This is a genomic window from Pseudomonas sp. CFBP 13719, from assembly GCF_014842095.1.
Taxonomy (GTDB): Bacteria; Pseudomonadota; Gammaproteobacteria; order Pseudomonadales; family Pseudomonadaceae; genus Aquipseudomonas.
The window spans coordinates 174,120-192,137 of the sequence record NZ_JACYVB010000005.1; the positions used below are offsets into that span (position 1 = coordinate 174,120).

Sequence of the window (18,018 nt, forward strand, 5' to 3'; positions counted from 1 at the left end):
GACATTTTTCTTGTCGCGTCGTTTGCAGGTACGACTTTGTGCGGTCGCCATTCGTTCAGACGAGCTGATGAGTGTTTCCATGCGGTGCTGCTGGTATGATGCGCGGCTTTTTTTACCGCCCGGATGTGCTTTGCTATCAGGGTCGACACTACAACACTCGACAACAACGGCAACGGCGCAAAAAGCGCCACAGGGAGCAGGCATGCTGGAAAGGCTGTTTCAACTCAAGGCGCACAACACCAACGTGCGCACGGAAATACTCGCCGGGGTGACGACCTTCCTGGCGATGGCCTACATCCTGTTCGTCAACCCCAGCATCCTGGGTGAAACCGGCATGGACAAGGGCGCGGTCTTCGTCGCGACCTGCCTGGCTGCCGCTATTGGCTCGACGATCATGGGTCTGATCGCCAACTACCCGATCGCCCTGGCGCCCGGCATGGGCCTGAACGCCTTCTTCACCTACACCGTGGTCCTGCACATGGGCCACACCTGGCAAGTGGCGCTGGGTGCGGTGTTCATCTCGGCCGTGTGCTTTTTCCTGCTGTCGATCTTTCGCATCCGCGAATGGATCGTCAACAGCATTCCCCTGCCGCTGCGCTCGGCCATCGCCGCCGGCATCGGCCTGTTCCTGGCGCTGATCGCCCTGCAGGGCGCTGGCATCGTGGTCGGCAATCCGGCCACGGTGGTGGGCATGGGCGACCTGACCAAGCCTGGCGCGGTGCTGGCGATCCTCGGCTTTTTCCTGATCGTTGCCCTGGAGGCGCGCAAGGTTCGCGGGGCGGTGCTGATCGGCATTCTGGTGGTGACCACCGCGTCGATCCTGCTGGGCTTCAGCCCGTTCAACGGGCTGGTGTCGATGCCGCCGTCGCTGGCGCCGACGTTCATGCAACTGGACATCGCCGGGGCCCTGGACATCGGCCTGCTGAGCGTGATCTTCGCTTTCCTTTTCGTGGACCTGTTCGACAACTCCGGGACCTTGATCGGCGTTGCCAAGCGCGCCGGCCTCATGGGCAAGGACGGCCACATGCCGAAGATGGGCCGCGCGTTGATTGCCGACAGCACGGCGGCCATGGCCGGCTCGCTGCTGGGCACCTCCACCACGACCAGCTACATCGAGTCCGCCGCCGGTGTGAGTGCCGGTGGCCGTACCGGGCTGACCGCCATCGTGGTTGCAGTGCTGTTTCTGCTGGCGCTGTTCTTCGCTCCGCTGGCTGGCAGCGTGCCGGCCTATGCCACGGCGCCGGCGTTGTTCTTCGTGGCGGTATTGATGGCCTCGGGGCTGGCTGAGATCGACTGGGACGACATCACCGAAGCCGCACCGGTGGTGGTCACTGCGCTGGCCATGCCTTTGACCTATTCGATCGCCAACGGCATCGCCTTCGGCTTCATCGCCTGGACCTTGATCAAGCTGCTGGCGGGCCGTACCCGCGACTTGAATTCGGCACTGGTGATCCTTTCCATTCTGTTCGTTGTGAAACTGGGCTGGTATCCATGAGTGCTGTTCTCGACCCCTCCTCCTACACCCAGCAACTGGATGAAAAAGTGGCGCGCCTGCGCGCGCTGCTGGCGCCGTTCGACGCGCCGGAACCGGCTGTCTTCGATTCGCCGCGCGAGCACTACCGGCTGCGTGCGGAATTTCGCCTGTGGCGCGAGGATGGCCAGCGTCACTATGCGATGTTCGCCCCCGGCGAGAAGCATGTACCGATCCTGATCGACAGCTTTCCCATTGCCAGCACCCGCATCAACGAGCTGATGCCGCGCCTCAAGGCCGCCTGGCAGAACGATGCAGCGCTGAGCAACAAGCTGTTTCAGGTGGAGTTCCTGACCACGCTGGACGGCGACGCCATGGTCACCCTGTGCTACCACCGCCCGCTGGACGAGCATTGGCAACGCGCGGCCGAGCAGTTGGCGAGCGATCTGGGCGTGAGCCTCATCGGTCGTTCCAAGGGCAAGCGTGTGGTCATCGGCCGCGACTATGCAGTCGAGGCGCTCGACGTCGCTGGCCGTACCTTCCGCTATCGCCAGCCCGAGGGCGCGTTCACCCAGCCCAACGGCACGGTCAACCAGAAGATGCTCAACTGGGCGTACGAGGCCCTGGGCCCGCGTGACGATGATCTGCTGGAGTTGTACTGCGGCAACGGCAATTTCACCCTGCCGCTGGCCACCCGAGTGCGCAAGGTCCTGGCCACGGAGATCAGCAAGACGTCGGTTGCCGCCGCCCTGCACAACCTCGACGACAATGGAGTCGACAACGTGACGCTGGTGCGTCTGTCGGCCGAAGAGCTGACCGAAGCGCTGAACGAGGTGCGTCCTTTCCGCCGCTTGCAGGGCATCGATCTCAAGGCCTATGACTTCGGTAGCGTATTCGTCGATCCGCCGCGGGCCGGCATGGATGCGGACACCTGCGAGCTGACCCGGCGCTTCGACAACATCCTGTACATTTCCTGCAATCCGGAAACCCTGGCGGCCAACATCCAGCAGCTGCATGACACCCACAAAGTGGCCAAGTGCGCGCTGTTCGACCAGTTTCCGTATACCCACCACATGGAATCGGGGGTCCTGCTGGTGCGCCGTTGAGGCGCGCCCTGCGCCATCGTCGAAAACCATTTGACGTAAGTAACTAGTTCGTACAATTTATCTCCATTGCACAAACAATAACAATGGAGTCACCTGATGAGCGGCAATAACGTCCTGGCAGGCCTGATCGGCGCCGGTATTCAGCAGTCCCGTACCCCGGCCATGCACGAGCGTGAAGGCGCCGCGCAAGGCTTGGGTTATGTTTACCGGCTGATCGATCTGGATGCGCTGAAGCTCGACAACGGCGCCCTCGAAGAGCTGCTCACTGCCGCTCAGCGCATGAGCTTTACCGGCTTGAACATCACTTTCCCTGCCAAGCAGGCGATCATCCCCCTGCTCGATGAGCTGTCGCCGGAAGCGGCCGGGATCGGTGCGGTGAATACCGTGGTGCTCAAGGACGGCAAACGGGTGGGCCACAACACCGACTGCCTGGGTTTCGCCGAAGGTTTTCGCCGCGGCATGCAGGGTGCCAAGCGCGACCGCGTAGTGCAGATGGGCGCCGGCGGCGCCGGTGCGGCAGTGGCCCATGCCTTGCTGCTCGAGGGTGTGGGGCAACTGACCATTTTCGATGTCGAGCCGGCACGGGCGCAGGCCTTGGCGGACAACCTCAACCAGCATTTCCCGGGGCAGCCGGCGCGCGTGGGCAGTGACCTGCTGGCGGCCTTGTCCGAGGCCGACGGACTGGTCAATACCACGCCGATGGGCATGGCCAAGCTGCCAGGCATGCCCGTGCCCAAGGCGGCATTGCACCCGGCGTTGTGGGTGGCCGAAATCGTCTATTTTCCGCTCGAGACCGAACTGCTGCGTGAAGCCCGCGCCTTGGGTTGCCGTACGCTGGACGGTGGCACCATGGCGGTGTTCCAGGCGGTGAAGGCCTTCGAGCTGTTCAGCGGCCGGCAAGCCGATGCCGAACGCATGATGGCGCATTTCGCCGAAATGAACGCATAAGTCAAAACCCACTACGCGGTGCGGCCGGACGCGGCTTGCACCGCTGCTACAGGAGATCGCGGTGTCTGTAGCAGCGGCGCGAGCCGCGTCGGCGGTGGGTGCGGTGGGTCAGGCGCAACGCAGTGTGGCCGGACGCGGCTTGCGCCGCTGCTACAGGGGATCGCGGTGTCTGTAGCAGCGGCGCGAGCCGCGTCGGCGGTGGGTGCGGTGTGTCAGGCGCAACGCGGTGTGGCCGGACGCGGCTTGCGCCGCTGCTACAGAGGGTGATATCGGCGCACATGGGGCATTTGTAGCAGCGGCGCGAGCCGCGTCGGCGGCCAAGGCGGTGTGTCAGGCGAAATGCCGCTACGGGGCCTTGATGAAGCGCAGGAGCGATTCGCAGAGCATTTCGCGGTGGTGCAGCTTCAACGTGGCTTCGTTGAAATCGACCTGGAACAACTCGCCGAAGGTGTGCTTGTTGGACACTCGGTAGAAGCAGAACGAGCTGATGAGCAAATGCACGTCCATGGCATCCAGGCCCGGACGAAACACGCCCTGTTCGGTACCACGTCGCAACAGGTCGGCCAATGCCAGCAGCACGGTCTTGTTCAACTCGCGAATGCTCGTGGACTTCTTGACGTACTCGCCCTTGTGCATGTTTTCGTTGCACACGATACGCACGAAATCCTCGTTGCGATCATGGTGATCGAAGCTGAACTCCACCAACCGCCGGATGCCTTCCACCGGCGTCAGCTCGTCCAGATGCAACTTCGCTTCGGTGCCGCGAATATCACCATAGAGTTTTTCCAGCACCTCCAGGTAAAGCTGCTCCTTGCTGCTGAAATAGTAATAGATCATGCGCTTGGAGGTGTGCGTACGCTCGGCGATGGCATCCACGCGCGCGCCCGCCAGACCCTGCTCGACGAACTCGGTGATGGCGGCCTGCAGGATGTTCTCGCGGGTCTTCTCGGGGTTGTTCTTGCGGGGCTTGCGAGGAACGTCGGTCGATTGCGCGTCCGCCTCTGAGATCGTAGTCATGCTGGGCTCACGGCCGTCGTTGGTCAGCGGCCATTATGCGGCGCGCCGCGCGCCCATGGAAAGCCCGCAGCACACCTGCGCTGCGGGCACGCCTTCACAGCTTGGCGTGACGGATGCCGCCGGCGCGCGCCTTGGCCATGGCCGACAGCCGCACGGCGACGTTGGCCGCGCCATAGCCGGCATAGCCACCACGACGCTGCAGCACCTCGAAGAAGAAACGCTCCTCGAACGGCTCCGTGTACACGTGGAACAGCTCGCCACCGTTGGCGTCACGGTCGTATAGCACGTTGTAGTACGCCAGTTCGCTGAGGAATTCGTCGTCGAAATCGAACCGCGCGCCCAGGTCGTCGTAATAGTTGAGCGGGATGTCCAGCAGTGCCACCCCAGCCTCCTTGGCTTTGCTCACGGCCGCGAAAATGTCGTCGCAATCGAAGGCGATGTGATGCACGCCCGAGCCGCGATAAGTCGACAGCGCATGGGAGATCGCTGTGTTGCGGTTCTCCGAGATGTTCAGCGGCAGGCGGATCGAGCTGCACTGGCTGCGCACCGCACGGCTTTTCACCAGGCCGTAGGGGTCGGGCAGCACCACCTCGTCGTCGGCCTTGAAGTCCAGCACGGTCTTGTAGAACAGCACCCAGCTGTCGAGGGTGTCCGGCGGTATGGCCATGGCCATGTGGTCGATGGACTTGAGCATGCCGGGTGTCGCCGCGGGCGCACTGAGGCTGAAATCGGACTCGTAGATGGTCGGCCCATCGCTGGCGTCGTCCACCAGGTAGATCAGGCTGCCATCCAGGGCCCGCACGGCCGCCAGCTGGCGCTCGTTAGGGCCGACCAGACCGCGGAAAGGCTGGGCCTTGTAGGCCACGGCGCGCTCCAGTGCCTTGGCGCTGTCCTTGACCCGCAACGCCGTGGCGCACAGTGACGGGCCGTGGGATTCGAAGAAGTTGTGGGCAAAAGAATAGGGTTCGGCGTTGAGAATCAGATTGATATCGCCCTGACGCAGCAGGCTGACGTTCTTGGAGCGATGCTGGCCGGCCTTGGCAAAACCCAGTTGCTGCAGCCAGTGGCTGAGCTTGGCGCCCAGGCTTTCGTCCACGGCGAACTCGAGAAACTCGATGCCCTGGTATTCATCCGCAGCCGGGGGCGCGAACAGAATGTCCATATTGGGCACTGCCGTGGCCTCCTGCTCCAGCAGCTTGCGGGTTTTTTCCTCGAGGTACAGCAGCGAGCGCAAGCCGTCGGCCGCGTTGGCCCGAGGCGGTGCGGCACGGAAACCGTCGTTGAAGATTTCCAGAGACAACGGCCCGGTGTAGCCGGTCTTGATGATCGGCGCGAGAAAGCCCGGCAGGTCGAACTCGCCCTGCCCGGGGAAGCAGCGGAAATGTCGGCTCCACTCCAGCACGTCCATGGCCAGAATGGGCGCATCGGCCATCTGCACGAAGAAGATCTTGTCGCCGGGAATGTCGGCTATCGCACGCGGATCGCCCTTGAGCGACAGGGTGTGAAAGCTGTCGAGCAGCACGCCCAGCGCCTTGTGGTCGGCCTGGCGAACGATGTCCCAGACCTGCTGGTAGGTGTTGACGTGGCGGCCCCAGGCCAGGGCTTCGTAGCCGATGCGCAGGCCACGCTTGTCGGCGCGCTCGGCCAATTGGCGCAGGTCGTCGACGAGAATCTGCTGTTCGCCCAGGGAGTCGGCAGCGGTATTGCTGCATACCAGCACCAGGTCGGTGCCCAGTTCCTGCATCAAATCGAACTTGTGCTCGGCGCGGTCGAAGTTGCGCGCCATGCGCGAGCGGTTGCCGCCTTCGAAGTCACGGAACGGCTGGAACAGGGTGATGGCAATGCCCAGGTCGGCGCACATCTGCCGAACTTCCCGGGGGCTGCCGTCGTAGTACAGCAGGTCGTTTTCGAAGATTTCCACGCCATCGAAACCGGCGGCGGCAATGGCTTCGAGTTTTTCCGGCAGGGTACCGCTCAGGGACACAGTGGCGATCGAACGCTGCATGGCACGCTCCAATGGCTGCTCGAGGGCTTACGGGGAGGCCTCGAAACGAGCCTTTTTCTGCAGTTCTGCCGTGCCCTTGCAAGCAGGCAAAACCGTGATGAAAGAAGTGGTTGTATCAGCTTGCTACTCTACCCGAGCACGTACCAACCAGTTAGTTTTGCGTGCGATTATCGACCAATTACCGCATGGGTCGATTGATTCGCCGGGGCCGTGTGCCCACCATCGTTCCCGACAGTGAAGCTGGTCGATGCACATTTTGCCAATCGACCGAGCGCGGACCGTCAGCACCGCCGGTCAACACCCCATAAGAATTTCAAGAACCCAGGTAATCGCTCATGCACACCCCTATCTGCTCCTGCGCCGTGTCCGTACCCGTCTTCGGTTGCGTCGAAGACTACCAAGACGCACCTGTCTGACCCCACCGAGCGCACCCCCTGACGGCGACGTCTCTGATACCGTGCACGCCGCTGTATCGGACTGCGCCGCGCTCAGTCGAAGTTCGGCGGTGGCTCCTGCCCACCGCGCCTGTACGGAAGGCCCCAACCATGACACAACCCCACAGCTCCGCCCTGCCCCGCGCCCAACAGGCGCCTGATGCCAAAGTCGGTTTCCGGGACATGGTCAAAGCCGGCGCCGCGGTCGGCAAGACTCGCTGGGGCATGCTCGCCCTGGTGTTCTTCGCGACCACCTTGAACTACATCGACCGCGCCGCGCTGGGCGTGATGCAGCCGATTCTGGCCAAGGAGATGAACTGGACGGCGATGGACTACGCCAACATCAATTTCTGGTTTCAGGTGGGCTACGCCATCGGCTTCCTGCTGCAGGGCCGGTTGATCGACAGGATCGGCGTCAAGCGCGTGTTCTTCTGCGCGGTGCTGCTCTGGAGCCTGGCCACCGGCGCCCATGGCCTGGCCACTTCGGCGGTGGGCTTCATGGTCTGCCGGTTCATTCTCGGGCTCACCGAGGCGGCCAACTACCCGGCCTGCGTGAAGACCACCCGGCTGTGGTTCCCGGCCAGGGAACGCGCGGTGGCCACTGGCATCTTCAATGCCGGGACCAACGTGGGTGCCCTGCTGACGCCGATGATGCTGCCACTGATCCTCAGCGTCTGGGGCTGGCAGGCGGCGTTTCTCACCATCGCCCTATTGGGCCTGGCCTGGGCGGTATTCTGGGGCCTGAAGTACTTCGACCCGGACCAGCACCCCCGGGTCAAGGCCAGCGAACTGGAATACATCCAGGATCAGGAAGCGCCCGAACAAGCGGGCGTGCCGTTCTGGAAGATCATGACCATGCGCGGCACCTGGGCCTTCGCCGGGGCGTTCATGATGACGGCCCCGGTGTTCTGGTTCTACCTGTACTGGCTGCCGCCGTTCCTCAATCAGCAATACCAGTTGGGCATCAACGTCACCCAGATGGGCATTCCGCTGATCATCATCTACCTGAGTGCCGACGTCGGCAGCGTGGGCGGCGGCGTGCTGTCGTCGTTCCTGATCGGACGCGGCATGCAACCGGTCAAGGCGCGGCTGCTGTCGATGCTGGTGTTTGCGCTGGCGATCATCAGCGTGGTGTTTGCTGCTGGCGCGGCCAACCTGTGGGTGGCGGTGGCGGCGATCTCGCTGGCCATTGCCGCGCACCAGGCGTGGACGGCCAACATCTGGAGCGTGGTGATGGACTACACACCCAAGCACATGATGAGCACGGTGTTCGGCTTCGGCGGCATGTGCGCGGCGGTGGGCGGGATGTTCATGACGCAGGTGGTGGGGTACATCCTGACGGTGACCAACAACAACTACACGGTGCTGTTCACGATCATTCCGGCGATGTATTTCATTGCCCTGGTGTGGTTGTACCTGATGGCACCGCGCAAGGTGCCGCAGGGGGGTTGAGCCAGGCGCGGCCTACATCCCAGCCAATAACGCCTGGGTTTTCTCGAGGGCCATCCGCGCTCTTTCATAAGCGCTCACACCCTGTTCCAGCAGGCGCGCCGTGGGTATCTCCAGGCTCAGCGGGATATCCCCAGGCAGTGCCCGCAGCAAGCCGACCAGGTCGCAATCACCGTCTCCGGGAAAACGTCGTTCCTGGCGCGCCTGGCGCAGTATCTCGGCCATGTCATCGGGACGCGGTCCTGCCACGTCGCACAGCTGGGCATAACGCAAACGGTGCGCCGGCAGGGTCCGCAGCTCTTCGAGTCGCGAGTTGGAGCGGTCGAAATGAAAGGCATCGACCAGGATGCAGGCATTGTCGCGACCGGCCTTGTCGAGCATGACCATCGCACTGGCCAGGTCCGGGCAGTCGGTCCACGGCATGAATTCCAGGTGCGGATGGATGCCATAGGGCCGCGCCAGGTCGCACAGCTCGGCCAGATTGTCGCTGGCCCTTTGCAGGTCTGGATCATTACCCGCCACCAGCAATTCGCTCGCGCCGAACTCGGCGCCCAAGGCCAGGTGAGCTTCGAACTCCGCCACGCGGGTAAATGGCTTGAGCCGCAGGATTTCGATGTCCAGCACCTTGATGCCGGTGTCACGCAACCGTGCGGCGGTCTGGCGTTGCAATGCCTTGTCGCGCAGCAGCGGATAATGGTGCTCTTCGGCGGTAGCCGGCTCGGTACGCAGGCCGATGTGGCTGTAGCCGGCGCGGGCAGCGACTTCGACCATCTCGGGAGGCGACAGCTCGAGCACGGTCAATGCGGCCAGGGACAGGATACGGTGGGTCATGGACGGTTCCTTGGGGCGTGAAAGGGACGACGGTGGCCAGGGCACGAGGATGTCAGCCAACCCACCGGCCTAGCCCAAGGCACGTGGCGCACAGGCGCATCCGCTGCGTATCGCTTCGCCGATGGCGTCGACCAACGCCAGGGTGCGCGCGGCATCCGCTGCGCTCACCAGCGGCTCGGCGTGCCCACGCGCGACCTCGACGAAATGCTCCAGCTGCACGCGCAACGCCTCTGCAGAGTCAAAGGTTTCCTGCACCTGCAGCAAGGGCTCATGCCAACCTGCGCCCGGTTCGGCGTAATGCCAGCGCTTGAGTTGCGGCACGCTCAGCGCACCGGCAGTGCCAGCCAGCAGGTAGCACGGCTGATCGGCCTGGCGTGGATAGACCGGGTTCTCGCCCGAGCCAAGCTCCCAGCTCCAGGGCGCAGCCACACCGTCGGAACCGGTCAAGGTGCCCAGCACGCCGTTTTCGAACTGCAGCAACACCGCCAGACTGTCGTGGTTGCCGAAGCCGCGAATGCCATTGCTGCCGAAGGCCTGCACCTGGCGGACTTCGCCGCACAGGTAGCGCAGCAGATCGAGGTCATGAATCAGGTTGGTCAGCAGCATTCCGGCCCCTGGTTCGCGGCGCCAGGCAATGTCGAAATAACTGTCGGGTTTCTGCAGCTGCCACAACGCTGTCACCGTGGTCAGGCGGCCGAGCACGCCGCTTTGCACGACTTGCCGGGCCCGGCTGATCATCGGGTTGTGCCGCCGGTGATGACCGACCAGGACCGGTACGCCGCTGGCGGCGCTGGCAGCTACCAGCGCGGCCACTTCGTCCAGATCGACCCCTACCGGTTTTTCCAGCAGCACGGGCACACCGGCTGCCAGGCAATCGAGTGCCGTGCGCACATGCTGAGCATTCGGGTTGGCCACGATGACGGCTGCAGGCGTTACCTGCGCCAGCATCTGCCGATGATCGGTGAAATGTGGCACCGCACATTCAGCGGCAAAGGCGGCTGCCTGAGGACCGGGGTCGGCGATGGCGCAGAGTTGCGCTGCATCCATTTCTCGCAGGTGCTGGTAATGCTGTCGGCCCATGGTGCCGGCACCGATCAGGGCAATTTGCAGAGGGACGGTCACGATGAAATCCTTTGTTTTTTATTCTCTCCACTTATTTAGAACCGAGTTCCGGAATATTTCAAGTCATGGATAACGGATTGGCGACGAATCGACGGACCCAGACGGCATCGCTGTTCCAACGCTCAGCTGAACAGCTCCGACGCCAGGCTGACCTGAGACAGCTCCTGTGCCGCAGCCAACAGCCCATTCGCCAATTCGTGCAGGCGTGCCTCTGACAATCGCGCGCTGGGCCCGGCAACGCTCAGCACACCCACCACGTGAGCGTCCCGTGGATGCCGGATGACCGCAGCCAGGGCCGAAGTGCCCAGCGCGGAGCTCTCGACCACCCAGGCATAGCCGGCCTCGCGGGCCAGGCGCAGACGCTCGAGCAGATCGGCATTGGAACGCGGGGCGTTCGGCCCGAAGTCGTCACGGCTGGCAATACCTTGCTGCTCAACCAGGGCCAGCGCCTTGGCATCGCTCAGCGTGGCCAGCCAGGCGTGGCCGGAGGCGGTGTAGAACAAGGGCGCATCGCGCCCCATTTCCGGGTCGTAGCGCAGGCCGGAGCGAGCGCCCTGGGATTTGGCGATCCAGGTTTGCCGCTCACCCTCGATCACTCCAAGACGCACCAGTTCGCCTGTGTCCTGAGCCAGGCGATCGAGAATCGGCTGGACGATATCGGCACCACTGCCCGAGAGGTACTGGAAGCCCAACGCAACCAGCTTGGTCGACAGGTGATAGCGCAAGGTTTCGGTGTTCTGCCGCACATACCCCAACCGGCTCAGTTCGGAAAGCATGCGATGGGCCGCGCTCTTGGGCATGCCCAATTGCTCGGCAAGGGCCTGCAAAGCTTGGCCGCGGGGTTCGTTGGTAAGGCGCTCAAGCAGGCTGAGCGCCCGTTCGATCTGACTGCCGGCCATGATAGGGCTCTCGGGAAGTTGGAACGGGTAGAAAAATTCTGCCGATTCTACACTTGGCGATTCGGCCAGCAATCCATAGAATGTGGAACCAGGTTCTATAAAATATAAGTCGACCCACCTGCCGCTCTGGAGATTCGCCCCATGCCTGCTTCCGATTGCGTAACGCCCCCTGTGGAGTGCGATGTACTGGTGATCGGCTCGGGGGCCGCAGGCCTGGCCACGGCAGTCACCGCCGCCTACCACGGGCTGAGCGTGATCGTGGTCGAAAAGGACAGCACCTTTGGCGGCGCAACTGCCTGGTCCGGTGGCTGGATGTGGGTGCCGCGCAACCCGTTGGCCCGGCGCGCCGGCATCGATGAAGATCCGGCCCTGCCTCGCACCTACCTGCAACATGAACTGGGCGCGCGCTTCGATCCGGCGCGGGTCGATGCCTTCCTCGAGGCCGCCCCGCAGATGGTCGCGTTCTTCGAGAAACACACCCGTCTGCAATTTGCCGACGGCAATGCCATCGCCGATATCCATGGCGATACCCCAGGCGCCGGCACCGGTGGCCGCTCGGTCATCGCGGCCCCCTACGACGCACGCCAGCTCGACAAGAAGCTGCTCAAGCGCCTGCGCAGAACGATGCGCGAAACCTCCTTCCTGGGCATGCCCATCATGGCGGGGGCTGACCTGAGCGCCTTTCTTACGCTGACTCGATCTTGGCGTTCGCTACTGCACGTCAGCCGGCGAGTGGGCCGACATCTGTTCGACCTGGCCTGGCACGGACGCGCCATGCAACTGCGCAACGGCGTTGCGCTGGTGGCGCGGCTGGTAAAGTCGGCCGATGATCTGGGCGTTCTGCTGTGGGAGTCGGCGCCGGTCCGGCGGTTGTCGATGCAGGGCTCGCGGGTGTGCGGTGCAGTGGTCGAGACGGCCAAGGGTGAGGTCACGATAAGCGCGCGCAAGGCCGTGATGCTGGCCACTGGCGGTTTCGCCAACGATATCGAGCGGCGTCGCAGCCTGTTCCCGCGCACGCCCACCGGCCATGAGCACCTGGCCCTGCCACCGCTGGGCGTCGAAGGCGACGGGCTGCGCCTGGGCGAGGCGGCCGGCGGCGAAGTGGCCACCGAACTGGCGTCGGCCGCAGCCTGGTGCCCGGTTTCGCGAGTGCCCTACGCCGACGGCAGCGTCGGCCACTTCCCGCACATCATCGAACGGGCCAAGCCCGGCATCATCGGCGTGCTGGCCAACGGCAAGCGCTTCGTCAATGAGGCTGACGGCTACTACGACTACGTCCAGGCCATGGTCGAACACGCCCCCGGTACTGAGGTCGCCTCCTGGCTGATATGCAGTCATCGCTTCCAGCGTCGCTACGGATTGGGCATCTCGCGGCCTTTTCCCCTGCCGCTCAAGCCACACCTGGACAGCGGATACCTCAAGGTGGGCAGTACGCTGGAGGCATTGGCTAGCGCCTGCGGCATCGACCCGGCGGGGCTGCGCCGTACGGTGGACGACTTCAACCGGCACGCGCGCCAGGGGCAGGACCCGGCATTCGGCCGCGGCGGCAGCGCCTACAACCGCAAGCAAGGCGATGCGCTGCACCGGCCCAACCCGTGCGTGGCACCGATCGAACAGGGGCCGTTCTATGCGGTCAAGGTTGAAGCGGGCAGTTTCGGCACCTTCGCCGGGCTCAAGACCAATGAGCACGCACAGGTGCTTGATCGTCAGGGCCTGCCCATTGCCGGGCTGTACGCCGCCGGCAGCGACATGGCCAGCATCATGGGCGGCCATTACCCGGCCGGTGGCATCAACCTGGGCCCTGCCGCCACCTTCGGCTACGTCGCCGCGCGGCACATTGCCGGGGCAACGCAGGACGAATAACCGCCATTAGAGAAGGAGATCGACATGCAACTCATCACCAACGCGCAGCACCTGAAGATGCCGAAACTGGGGCTTGGCACCTGGCCGATGCTTGGCGAGGAGTGCACCTCGGCCGTGATTCAAGCACTGGAACTGGGCTATCGGCACATCGATACCGCCGCCGGCTACAACAACGAGGCCGCCGTGGGTCGTGGCCTGACCGAGTCCGGGGTGCCGCGCGGCGACATTCATGTCACCAGCAAGGTCTGGTGGGACAAGCTGGCGCCCGACGCGATGCGCGAATCGTTCCAGAACACCTTGAGCGCGCTGCAAAGCGACTACATCGACCTGTTCCTGATCCACTGGCCCGGCCAGGAGGGCTGGGATGTGAAAGCAGCCATCGACACCCTGGTGTCGTTCAAGCAGGACGGCCGCGCGCTGAACATCGGCGTGGCGAACTTTCCCCTGCCGCTGCTGCGCCATGTCATGGAAGATTTGAACGCCCCGTTGGCGGCGATCCAGGTTGAATACCATGTGACCCTGGGCCAGAACGCCCTGCTCGACTACGCCCGCAAACATGACATGGCGCTGACCGCCTACAGCCCGTTGGTGCGCAACAAGGTGTCGCAGATTCCCGAGCTGCAGCAGATCGCCAGCAAGCACGGTGTACTGCCGACCCAGGTGGCACTCAAGTGGCTGCTGGATCAGGAGAACGTGGCGGCAATTCCGAAGGCGGCGAGCAAAGCCAACCAGCAGAGCAACCTGGATGCGCTGAAGGTGCAGTTGGACGATGAAGATCGTCGGATCATTGCGGCGCTGCCCAAGGATCAAAGATTGGTGAGCCCGGATTTCGCGCCCAAGTGGGATTGAGGTAGGGCTTTGAATCGCGGTGCTCCCATTCGCGGGCAGAGCCCGCTCCCACAGATTGCCCAGAGGTCACACGGGAGACCTGTGGGAGCGGGCTCTGCCCGCGAATGAAGGCACCGCAATATCCAATCAGAAATCGAAAAACACCGTCTCCCCTTCCCCTTGGATACGCATATCGAAACGGTAGGCCAGCTTGCCGTCCACCTCGCAGCGCGTTGCAATCAGGGTTTCCCGGCGCGCGGGTTGTTCGATCAGATTCAGCACCGGGTCCTTGCCATTGGCTTCGGCCTCATCGCTGAAATACAGCCGCGTGTGCAGGTGAATGTTCACCCCGCGGGCGAACAGACTGATGTTGATGTGCGGCGCCATCGGTACGCCAGCGGCGTTGTTCACCACACCTGGCTTGATCGTCTGCACGGTCCATTCGCCGGCATCGAACGTGGTGGCGGTACGGCCAAAGCTGTTGAAGGGTTGGTTCTGGTCGAAATCGATGTGGTAGTGGCCCTGATCATCGGCCTGCCACAGTTCCAGGAACGAGTCGCGCACCAGATGGCCATTGCCGTCGTAGACATTGCCCAACAGCAGGATGTGCTCGCCTGGCGCTTCGGGCTTGGCCATCTGGTTCCAGATTTCATGCTCGCGCGGCTCGATGCCGGCCGCCGCCAGGGCCAGGCCGATGTGAACGTAGGGGCCAGCTGTTTGTGACGGGGTTTCTTTAAGCAGTTCGATAGGCATGTCGATTCCCCTCAACGGTTTTCGAAGTGAGTCTTGCGCTGACCGCGCAGCACGATGTCGAAACGGTAGGCCAGGCAATCCATCGGATTGGCGTTGGCCATGTCCAGCCTGGCGATCAGGCTCTGCACCGCCTCGGGGTCGTTGATCGACTTGACGATGGGGCACATCGGGATCAGCGGGTCGCCTTCGAAATAAAGCTGGGTGATCAACTTGGTGGCGATCGACGGGCCGCTCACCGAGAAATGCACGTGGGCCGGGCGCCAGTCGTTCGGCCCGTTGCGCCAAGGGTACGGGCCCGGCTTGATGGTACGGAAACTGTAGTAGCCCTCGCTGTCGGTCAGCGTGCGGCCGACACCGCCGAAGTTGGGGTCCAGGGGCGCCAGGTAGCGGTCGTTCTTGTGCCGATAGCGGCCACCGGCGTTCGCCTGCCACATTTCCACCAGGGTATTGGCAATCGGCTTGCCGAATTGGTCGCAGACGCGCCCGGCCAGAATGATCCGCTCGCCGATCGGCAAGCCGCCATGGTTGTAGTTGAGCAGCAGGTCGTTATCGAACTCGCCGAACTTGAGGTGGGCGAAGTTGGGGCCGGTGCTTTCACTGGCCGACTGCGGAATGCTCACCAAGGCCTGGCGCGGCGAGCGCATGGTCGAGGTCTTGTAGTCGGGCGTCAGCGCCTTGGGGTGCCAGTTGCGATCACGGATGATGAAGCGACTGCTGTCTTGGGAAGACATGCCGTTCTCCTGTTATTCGATTTATAGAGGACCTGTTTTAAGGCTTCGTACTAGTCTCAAGGAAATGGCCGACAACGAATATTGAAAAACACGGTCACAGGCATACCCGAATGGTTATGCATGAATCGAGTGAGGATTTGCCATGTTATGGAAGAAAGGCCGACGCAGCGATAACGTCGTGGATGCCCGCGGTGATGGTGGCGGCAGTGGCGGCGGCGGGATGCGCATGGGCGGCAAGGGCCTGAGCCTGACCGCCGTGGTGCTGATCGTCGGCTTCGGCCTGCTGACCGGGCAGGACCCCATGCAGATTCTCGGTGAACTGACCGGCCAGGGCCAGCAGGCCGCGCCGGTCGACACCAGCCAGCGCAAGGCGCCACCGGCCAACGATGAGCAGGCCGAATTCGTCAGCACGGTACTGGGCGATACCGAAGACACCTGGAAGCAGATCTTCCAGCAAGGTGGCCACACCTACAAGGAACCCAAGCTCATCCTGTTCAGCGGCCAGGTGCAGTCGGCCTGTGGCTACGCGACGGCGGCCAGCGGACCGTTCTATTGCCCCGCCGACCAGCAGGTGTATCTGGACATGGCGTTCTTCCGCGAAATGTCCCAGCGTTTCGGCGCCGCCGGCGATTTCGCCCAGGCCTACGTGATCGCTCACGAGGTGGGTCATCACGTACAGACCTTGCTGGGCGTGTCGGATCAGGTGCAGAAAGCTCGTCAGGGTGGCCAGCGCATGGAAGGTGCCAATGGCTTGCTGGTGCGCCAGGAACTGCAGGCCGATTGCTTCGCCGGGGTCTGGGCGTTCAATGGGCAGAAGCGCTTGAACTGGCTGGAGCCGGGTGACATCGAAGAAGCCTTGAACGCTGCCAATGCCATCGGCGACGACCGTCTGCAACAGCAGGGCCAGGGTCGTGTAGTGCCCGATTCGTTCACCCACGGCACCTCGGCGCAGCGCGTGCGCTGGTTCAAGGCCGGCTTCGCCCAGGGCCAGATCGTCCAGTGCGACACGTTCGCGGCCAAGAGCCTCTGAATGGTTTGCCCACCACCACCTGCCCAGCAGGTGGTGGCGGGTTCAGATCAGTTCGCGCAGGTGCGCGCAGTCCAGCGCATGCCAGTCCGCCAGCTCCGGCCAGAGGTTCTCCGGCTGGTTGACCAGCACCGTGGCGGTGCCAGCCGCCCGGCCGGCCTGAAGGTCCATCCGATGATCCCCTACCATGACCATGTCCGGCTGGCGCACGCGCCAGGCGCTGGCCAAGCGCAATAGCCCGGCCGGGTCTGGCTTGTGCGCAGCTTCGTCGCGGCCCAGCACATCGTCGGCTTGAAAACAGTCGGCGATGCCGATCGCCTGCAGGCTGATGTGCGCCAGTTCGCGTGCGTTGCGCGTGAGAATGCCCAGACGATGGCCACGGTCGGCCAGTTCGCGGACCAGCTCCACCGCGCCAGGTGCTGGCGCCGAGGCCACAGCCAATGCGCGCTCGTGTTCCAGCAACCAGGCATGCTTGGCATGTGATTCTTCGGCCGGCAAGGTGGCCAGGTGGTCAAGAATGTCGGCCTCCTGCGGAATCTCAAGATGACGGCGGATGGCGGCAAAGTCATGCACGGCCACGGTCAGCGTGCCGTCCAGGTCGAACACCCAGTGGCGAACCCGCGCCAGGCTCATGACCAGTCCTGCCGATGGCGGATCAGACCTTCCTGGGCCGATGACGCCACCAACTGGCCGGCGCGGTTGTACACACTGCCGCGGGCGAAGCCACGCGCGTTGCCCGCCCAGGGGCTGTCCAGGGCATACAACAGCCAGTCGTCGGCGACCAGGTTGCCGTGGAACCACAGCGAGTGATCGAGGCTGGCGATCTGCATATCGCGGTGCCACACCGACTTGCCGTGGGGCAGCAACGAAGTGGTCAGCAGGTTGAAGTCCGAGGCATAGGCCATGACGTACTTGTGCAAGGCGGGGGTCTGGGCGAGTGCGCCGTCGGCGCGAAACCAGATGTATTTGATCGGATCGGTCGGCGTGGGGTTGTACGGGTCGCGCTCGGCCACGGGGCGCATCTCGATGGGTTTGCCGCACAGCAATTTGTCGCGCATGTGCGCAGGGATCAGATGGGCCACCTGCTGCATCAGCTCAAGCTCGGTGGGCAGGTTTTCCGGCCCGACCACTTCGGGCATCACACTTTGATGGGCAAAGCCTTCTTCGTCGTACTGAAACGAGGTGGTACCGGTAAAGATCGGTTGGCCCTTCTGCACGGCGGTCACCCGGCGCGTGCTGAAACTGCCGCCGTCACGCACTCGGTCGACCATGTACACCACCGGCAGCTGGGCATCGCCGGGGCGCAGGAAGTAGCCATGCAGCGAATGCACGTGGCGATCGGGCTCGACCGTCTGGCTGGCAGCCGACAACGACTGGCCCAGCACCTGGCCACCGAACAGCTGGCGAAAGCCCAGGTCCTGGCTGCGGCCGCGGAACAGGTTTTCTTCTATGGGTTCCAGGCTCAGCAGCTCGACCAGATCGTCCAACACATGGCTCATTCAAAACTCCTCGGCATAGGCATTACCCACATAGG

The 18,018-nt window shown here is 63.5% G+C and carries 16 protein-coding genes; 7 read left to right on the forward strand and 9 right to left on the reverse strand.

Translation table 11 applies throughout. From position 1 onward, the window contains the following. The first annotated feature begins 202 nt into the window (after nucleotides 1-202). The 3 genes from IFT57_RS17215 to IFT57_RS17225 all read left to right on the forward strand — a co-directional run bounded on the left by IFT57_RS17215 (nucleotide 203) and on the right by IFT57_RS17225 (nucleotide 3,525). A complete protein-coding gene (locus tag IFT57_RS17215) occupies nucleotides 203-1,495 on the forward strand; it encodes an NCS2 family permease (RefSeq protein WP_122475388.1) in 1,293 nt (430 codons plus the stop codon). Beyond that, nucleotides 1,492-2,577: a tRNA (uridine(54)-C5)-methyltransferase TrmA gene (gene trmA / locus IFT57_RS17220; protein ID WP_192152143.1), complete on the forward strand. Its 1,086-nt coding sequence runs from the start codon at nucleotides 1,492-1,494 to the stop codon at nucleotides 2,575-2,577. Before IFT57_RS17215 ends, trmA begins: the two co-directional genes overlap by 4 nt. Before the next feature lie 96 nt (nucleotides 2,578-2,673). Then, nucleotides 2,674-3,525: a shikimate dehydrogenase gene (locus tag IFT57_RS17225; RefSeq protein WP_446731209.1), complete on the forward strand. Its 852-nt coding sequence runs from the start codon at nucleotides 2,674-2,676 to the stop codon at nucleotides 3,523-3,525. 345 nt (nucleotides 3,526-3,870) lie between these two features. On the opposite strand, the gene IFT57_RS17230 is transcribed toward IFT57_RS17225, so the two are convergent. Beyond that, entirely contained in the window at nucleotides 3,871-4,542 is a 672-nt protein-coding gene (locus IFT57_RS17230; protein ID WP_122715081.1) for a TetR/AcrR family transcriptional regulator, read from the reverse strand. A gap of 94 nt (nucleotides 4,543-4,636) precedes the next feature. Then, nucleotides 4,637-6,547: a 3-dehydroshikimate dehydratase QuiC gene (quiC, locus tag IFT57_RS17235; protein ID WP_192152144.1), complete on the reverse strand. Its 1,911-nt coding sequence runs from the start codon at nucleotides 6,545-6,547 to the stop codon at nucleotides 4,637-4,639. Nucleotides 6,548-7,092: 545 nt separating this feature from the next. Between quiC and IFT57_RS17240 the strand changes: the two genes are divergently transcribed. Further along, a complete protein-coding gene (locus IFT57_RS17240; RefSeq protein ID WP_122795411.1) occupies nucleotides 7,093-8,433 on the forward strand; it encodes an MFS transporter in 1,341 nt (446 codons plus the stop codon). Nucleotides 8,434-8,445: 12 nt separating this feature from the next. Here the strand turns inward: IFT57_RS17240 and IFT57_RS17245 are convergent, their stop codons facing one another. The 3 genes from IFT57_RS17245 to IFT57_RS17255 form a co-directional block, all read right to left on the reverse strand. Next, on the reverse strand, nucleotides 8,446-9,261 hold the full coding sequence (locus IFT57_RS17245) for a sugar phosphate isomerase/epimerase family protein (RefSeq protein WP_192152145.1): 816 nt from the start codon (nucleotides 9,259-9,261) through the stop codon (nucleotides 8,446-8,448). A 69-nt stretch (nucleotides 9,262-9,330) separates the two neighbouring features. Further along, nucleotides 9,331-10,383 carry a Gfo/Idh/MocA family oxidoreductase gene (locus IFT57_RS17250; RefSeq protein WP_192152146.1) on the reverse strand — a complete coding sequence of 351 codons (1,053 nt, stop codon included), beginning with the start codon at nucleotides 10,381-10,383 and terminating at the stop codon, nucleotides 9,331-9,333. Between the two features lie 122 nt (nucleotides 10,384-10,505). Continuing rightward, nucleotides 10,506-11,282: an IclR family transcriptional regulator gene (locus IFT57_RS17255; RefSeq protein ID WP_192048661.1), complete on the reverse strand. Its 777-nt coding sequence runs from the start codon at nucleotides 11,280-11,282 to the stop codon at nucleotides 10,506-10,508. Between the two features lie 141 nt (nucleotides 11,283-11,423). Here IFT57_RS17255 and IFT57_RS17260 point away from each other — a divergent pair, with 141 nt between their 5' ends. Together IFT57_RS17260 and IFT57_RS17265 are read left to right on the forward strand one after the other, a co-directional pair. Beyond that, nucleotides 11,424-13,145: an FAD-dependent oxidoreductase gene (locus IFT57_RS17260; RefSeq protein WP_192152147.1), complete on the forward strand. Its 1,722-nt coding sequence runs from the start codon at nucleotides 11,424-11,426 to the stop codon at nucleotides 13,143-13,145. 24 nt (nucleotides 13,146-13,169) lie between these two features. Then, nucleotides 13,170-13,994, forward strand: coding sequence for an aldo/keto reductase (locus IFT57_RS17265; RefSeq protein WP_192152148.1), 825 nt, complete (start codon nucleotides 13,170-13,172; stop codon nucleotides 13,992-13,994). A 126-nt stretch (nucleotides 13,995-14,120) separates the two neighbouring features. On the opposite strand, the gene pcaG is transcribed toward IFT57_RS17265, so the two are convergent. Continuing rightward, entirely contained in the window at nucleotides 14,121-14,726 is a 606-nt protein-coding gene (gene pcaG / locus IFT57_RS17270) for a protocatechuate 3,4-dioxygenase subunit alpha (RefSeq protein ID WP_192152149.1), read from the reverse strand. An 11-nt stretch (nucleotides 14,727-14,737) separates the two neighbouring features. Next, the gene (pcaH, locus tag IFT57_RS17275) at nucleotides 14,738-15,457 is read right to left on the reverse strand and encodes a protocatechuate 3,4-dioxygenase subunit beta (protein WP_122475410.1); all 720 of its coding nucleotides are present in this window, start codon (nucleotides 15,455-15,457) and stop codon (nucleotides 14,738-14,740) included. A gap of 142 nt (nucleotides 15,458-15,599) precedes the next feature. On the opposite strand from pcaH, the gene ypfJ reads away from it, so the two are divergent. After that, nucleotides 15,600-16,487, forward strand: a complete 888-nt coding sequence (gene ypfJ / locus IFT57_RS17280; RefSeq protein ID WP_192152150.1) for a KPN_02809 family neutral zinc metallopeptidase — start codon at nucleotides 15,600-15,602, stop codon at nucleotides 16,485-16,487. A 42-nt stretch (nucleotides 16,488-16,529) separates the two neighbouring features. Here the strand turns inward: ypfJ and IFT57_RS17285 are convergent, their stop codons facing one another. Beyond that, nucleotides 16,530-17,117: an HAD family hydrolase gene (locus IFT57_RS17285; RefSeq protein ID WP_192152151.1), complete on the reverse strand. Its 588-nt coding sequence runs from the start codon at nucleotides 17,115-17,117 to the stop codon at nucleotides 16,530-16,532. Then, nucleotides 17,114-17,983 carry an acyl-CoA thioesterase II gene (tesB, locus tag IFT57_RS17290; protein WP_122475415.1) on the reverse strand — a complete coding sequence of 290 codons (870 nt, stop codon included), beginning with the start codon at nucleotides 17,981-17,983 and terminating at the stop codon, nucleotides 17,114-17,116. Before tesB ends, IFT57_RS17285 begins: the two co-directional genes overlap by 4 nt. Nucleotides 17,984-18,018: the final 35 nt, after the last annotated feature.

What these genes read in the sequence shown, in the direction of transcription:
- tesB (WP_122475415.1), bottom strand. Translation starts at nt 17,983, where the DNA reads ATGAGCCATGTGTTGGACGATCTGGTCGAGCTGCTGAGCCTGGAACCC.
- pcaH (WP_122475410.1), bottom strand. Translation starts at nt 15,457, where the DNA reads ATGTCTTCCCAAGACAGCAGTCGCTTCATCATCCGTGATCGCAACTGG.
- pcaG (WP_192152149.1), bottom strand. Translation starts at nt 14,726, where the DNA reads ATGCCTATCGAACTGCTTAAAGAAACCCCGTCACAAACAGCTGGCCCC.
- IFT57_RS17260 (WP_192152147.1), top strand. Translation starts at nt 11,424, where the DNA reads ATGCCTGCTTCCGATTGCGTAACGCCCCCTGTGGAGTGCGATGTACTG.
- IFT57_RS17240 (WP_122795411.1), top strand. Translation starts at nt 7,093, where the DNA reads ATGACACAACCCCACAGCTCCGCCCTGCCCCGCGCCCAACAGGCGCCT.
- IFT57_RS17215 (WP_122475388.1), top strand. Translation starts at nt 203, where the DNA reads ATGCTGGAAAGGCTGTTTCAACTCAAGGCGCACAACACCAACGTGCGC.
- IFT57_RS17225 (WP_446731209.1), top strand. Translation starts at nt 2,674, where the DNA reads ATGAGCGGCAATAACGTCCTGGCAGGCCTGATCGGCGCCGGTATTCAG.
- IFT57_RS17285 (WP_192152151.1), bottom strand. Translation starts at nt 17,117, where the DNA reads ATGAGCCTGGCGCGGGTTCGCCACTGGGTGTTCGACCTGGACGGCACG.
- trmA (WP_192152143.1), top strand. Translation starts at nt 1,492, where the DNA reads ATGAGTGCTGTTCTCGACCCCTCCTCCTACACCCAGCAACTGGATGAA.
- IFT57_RS17265 (WP_192152148.1), top strand. Translation starts at nt 13,170, where the DNA reads ATGCAACTCATCACCAACGCGCAGCACCTGAAGATGCCGAAACTGGGG.
- IFT57_RS17230 (WP_122715081.1), bottom strand. Translation starts at nt 4,542, where the DNA reads ATGACTACGATCTCAGAGGCGGACGCGCAATCGACCGACGTTCCTCGC.
- IFT57_RS17245 (WP_192152145.1), bottom strand. Translation starts at nt 9,261, where the DNA reads ATGACCCACCGTATCCTGTCCCTGGCCGCATTGACCGTGCTCGAGCTG.
- ypfJ (WP_192152150.1), top strand. Translation starts at nt 15,600, where the DNA reads ATGTTATGGAAGAAAGGCCGACGCAGCGATAACGTCGTGGATGCCCGC.
- IFT57_RS17255 (WP_192048661.1), bottom strand. Translation starts at nt 11,282, where the DNA reads ATGGCCGGCAGTCAGATCGAACGGGCGCTCAGCCTGCTTGAGCGCCTT.
- quiC (WP_192152144.1), bottom strand. Translation starts at nt 6,547, where the DNA reads ATGCAGCGTTCGATCGCCACTGTGTCCCTGAGCGGTACCCTGCCGGAA.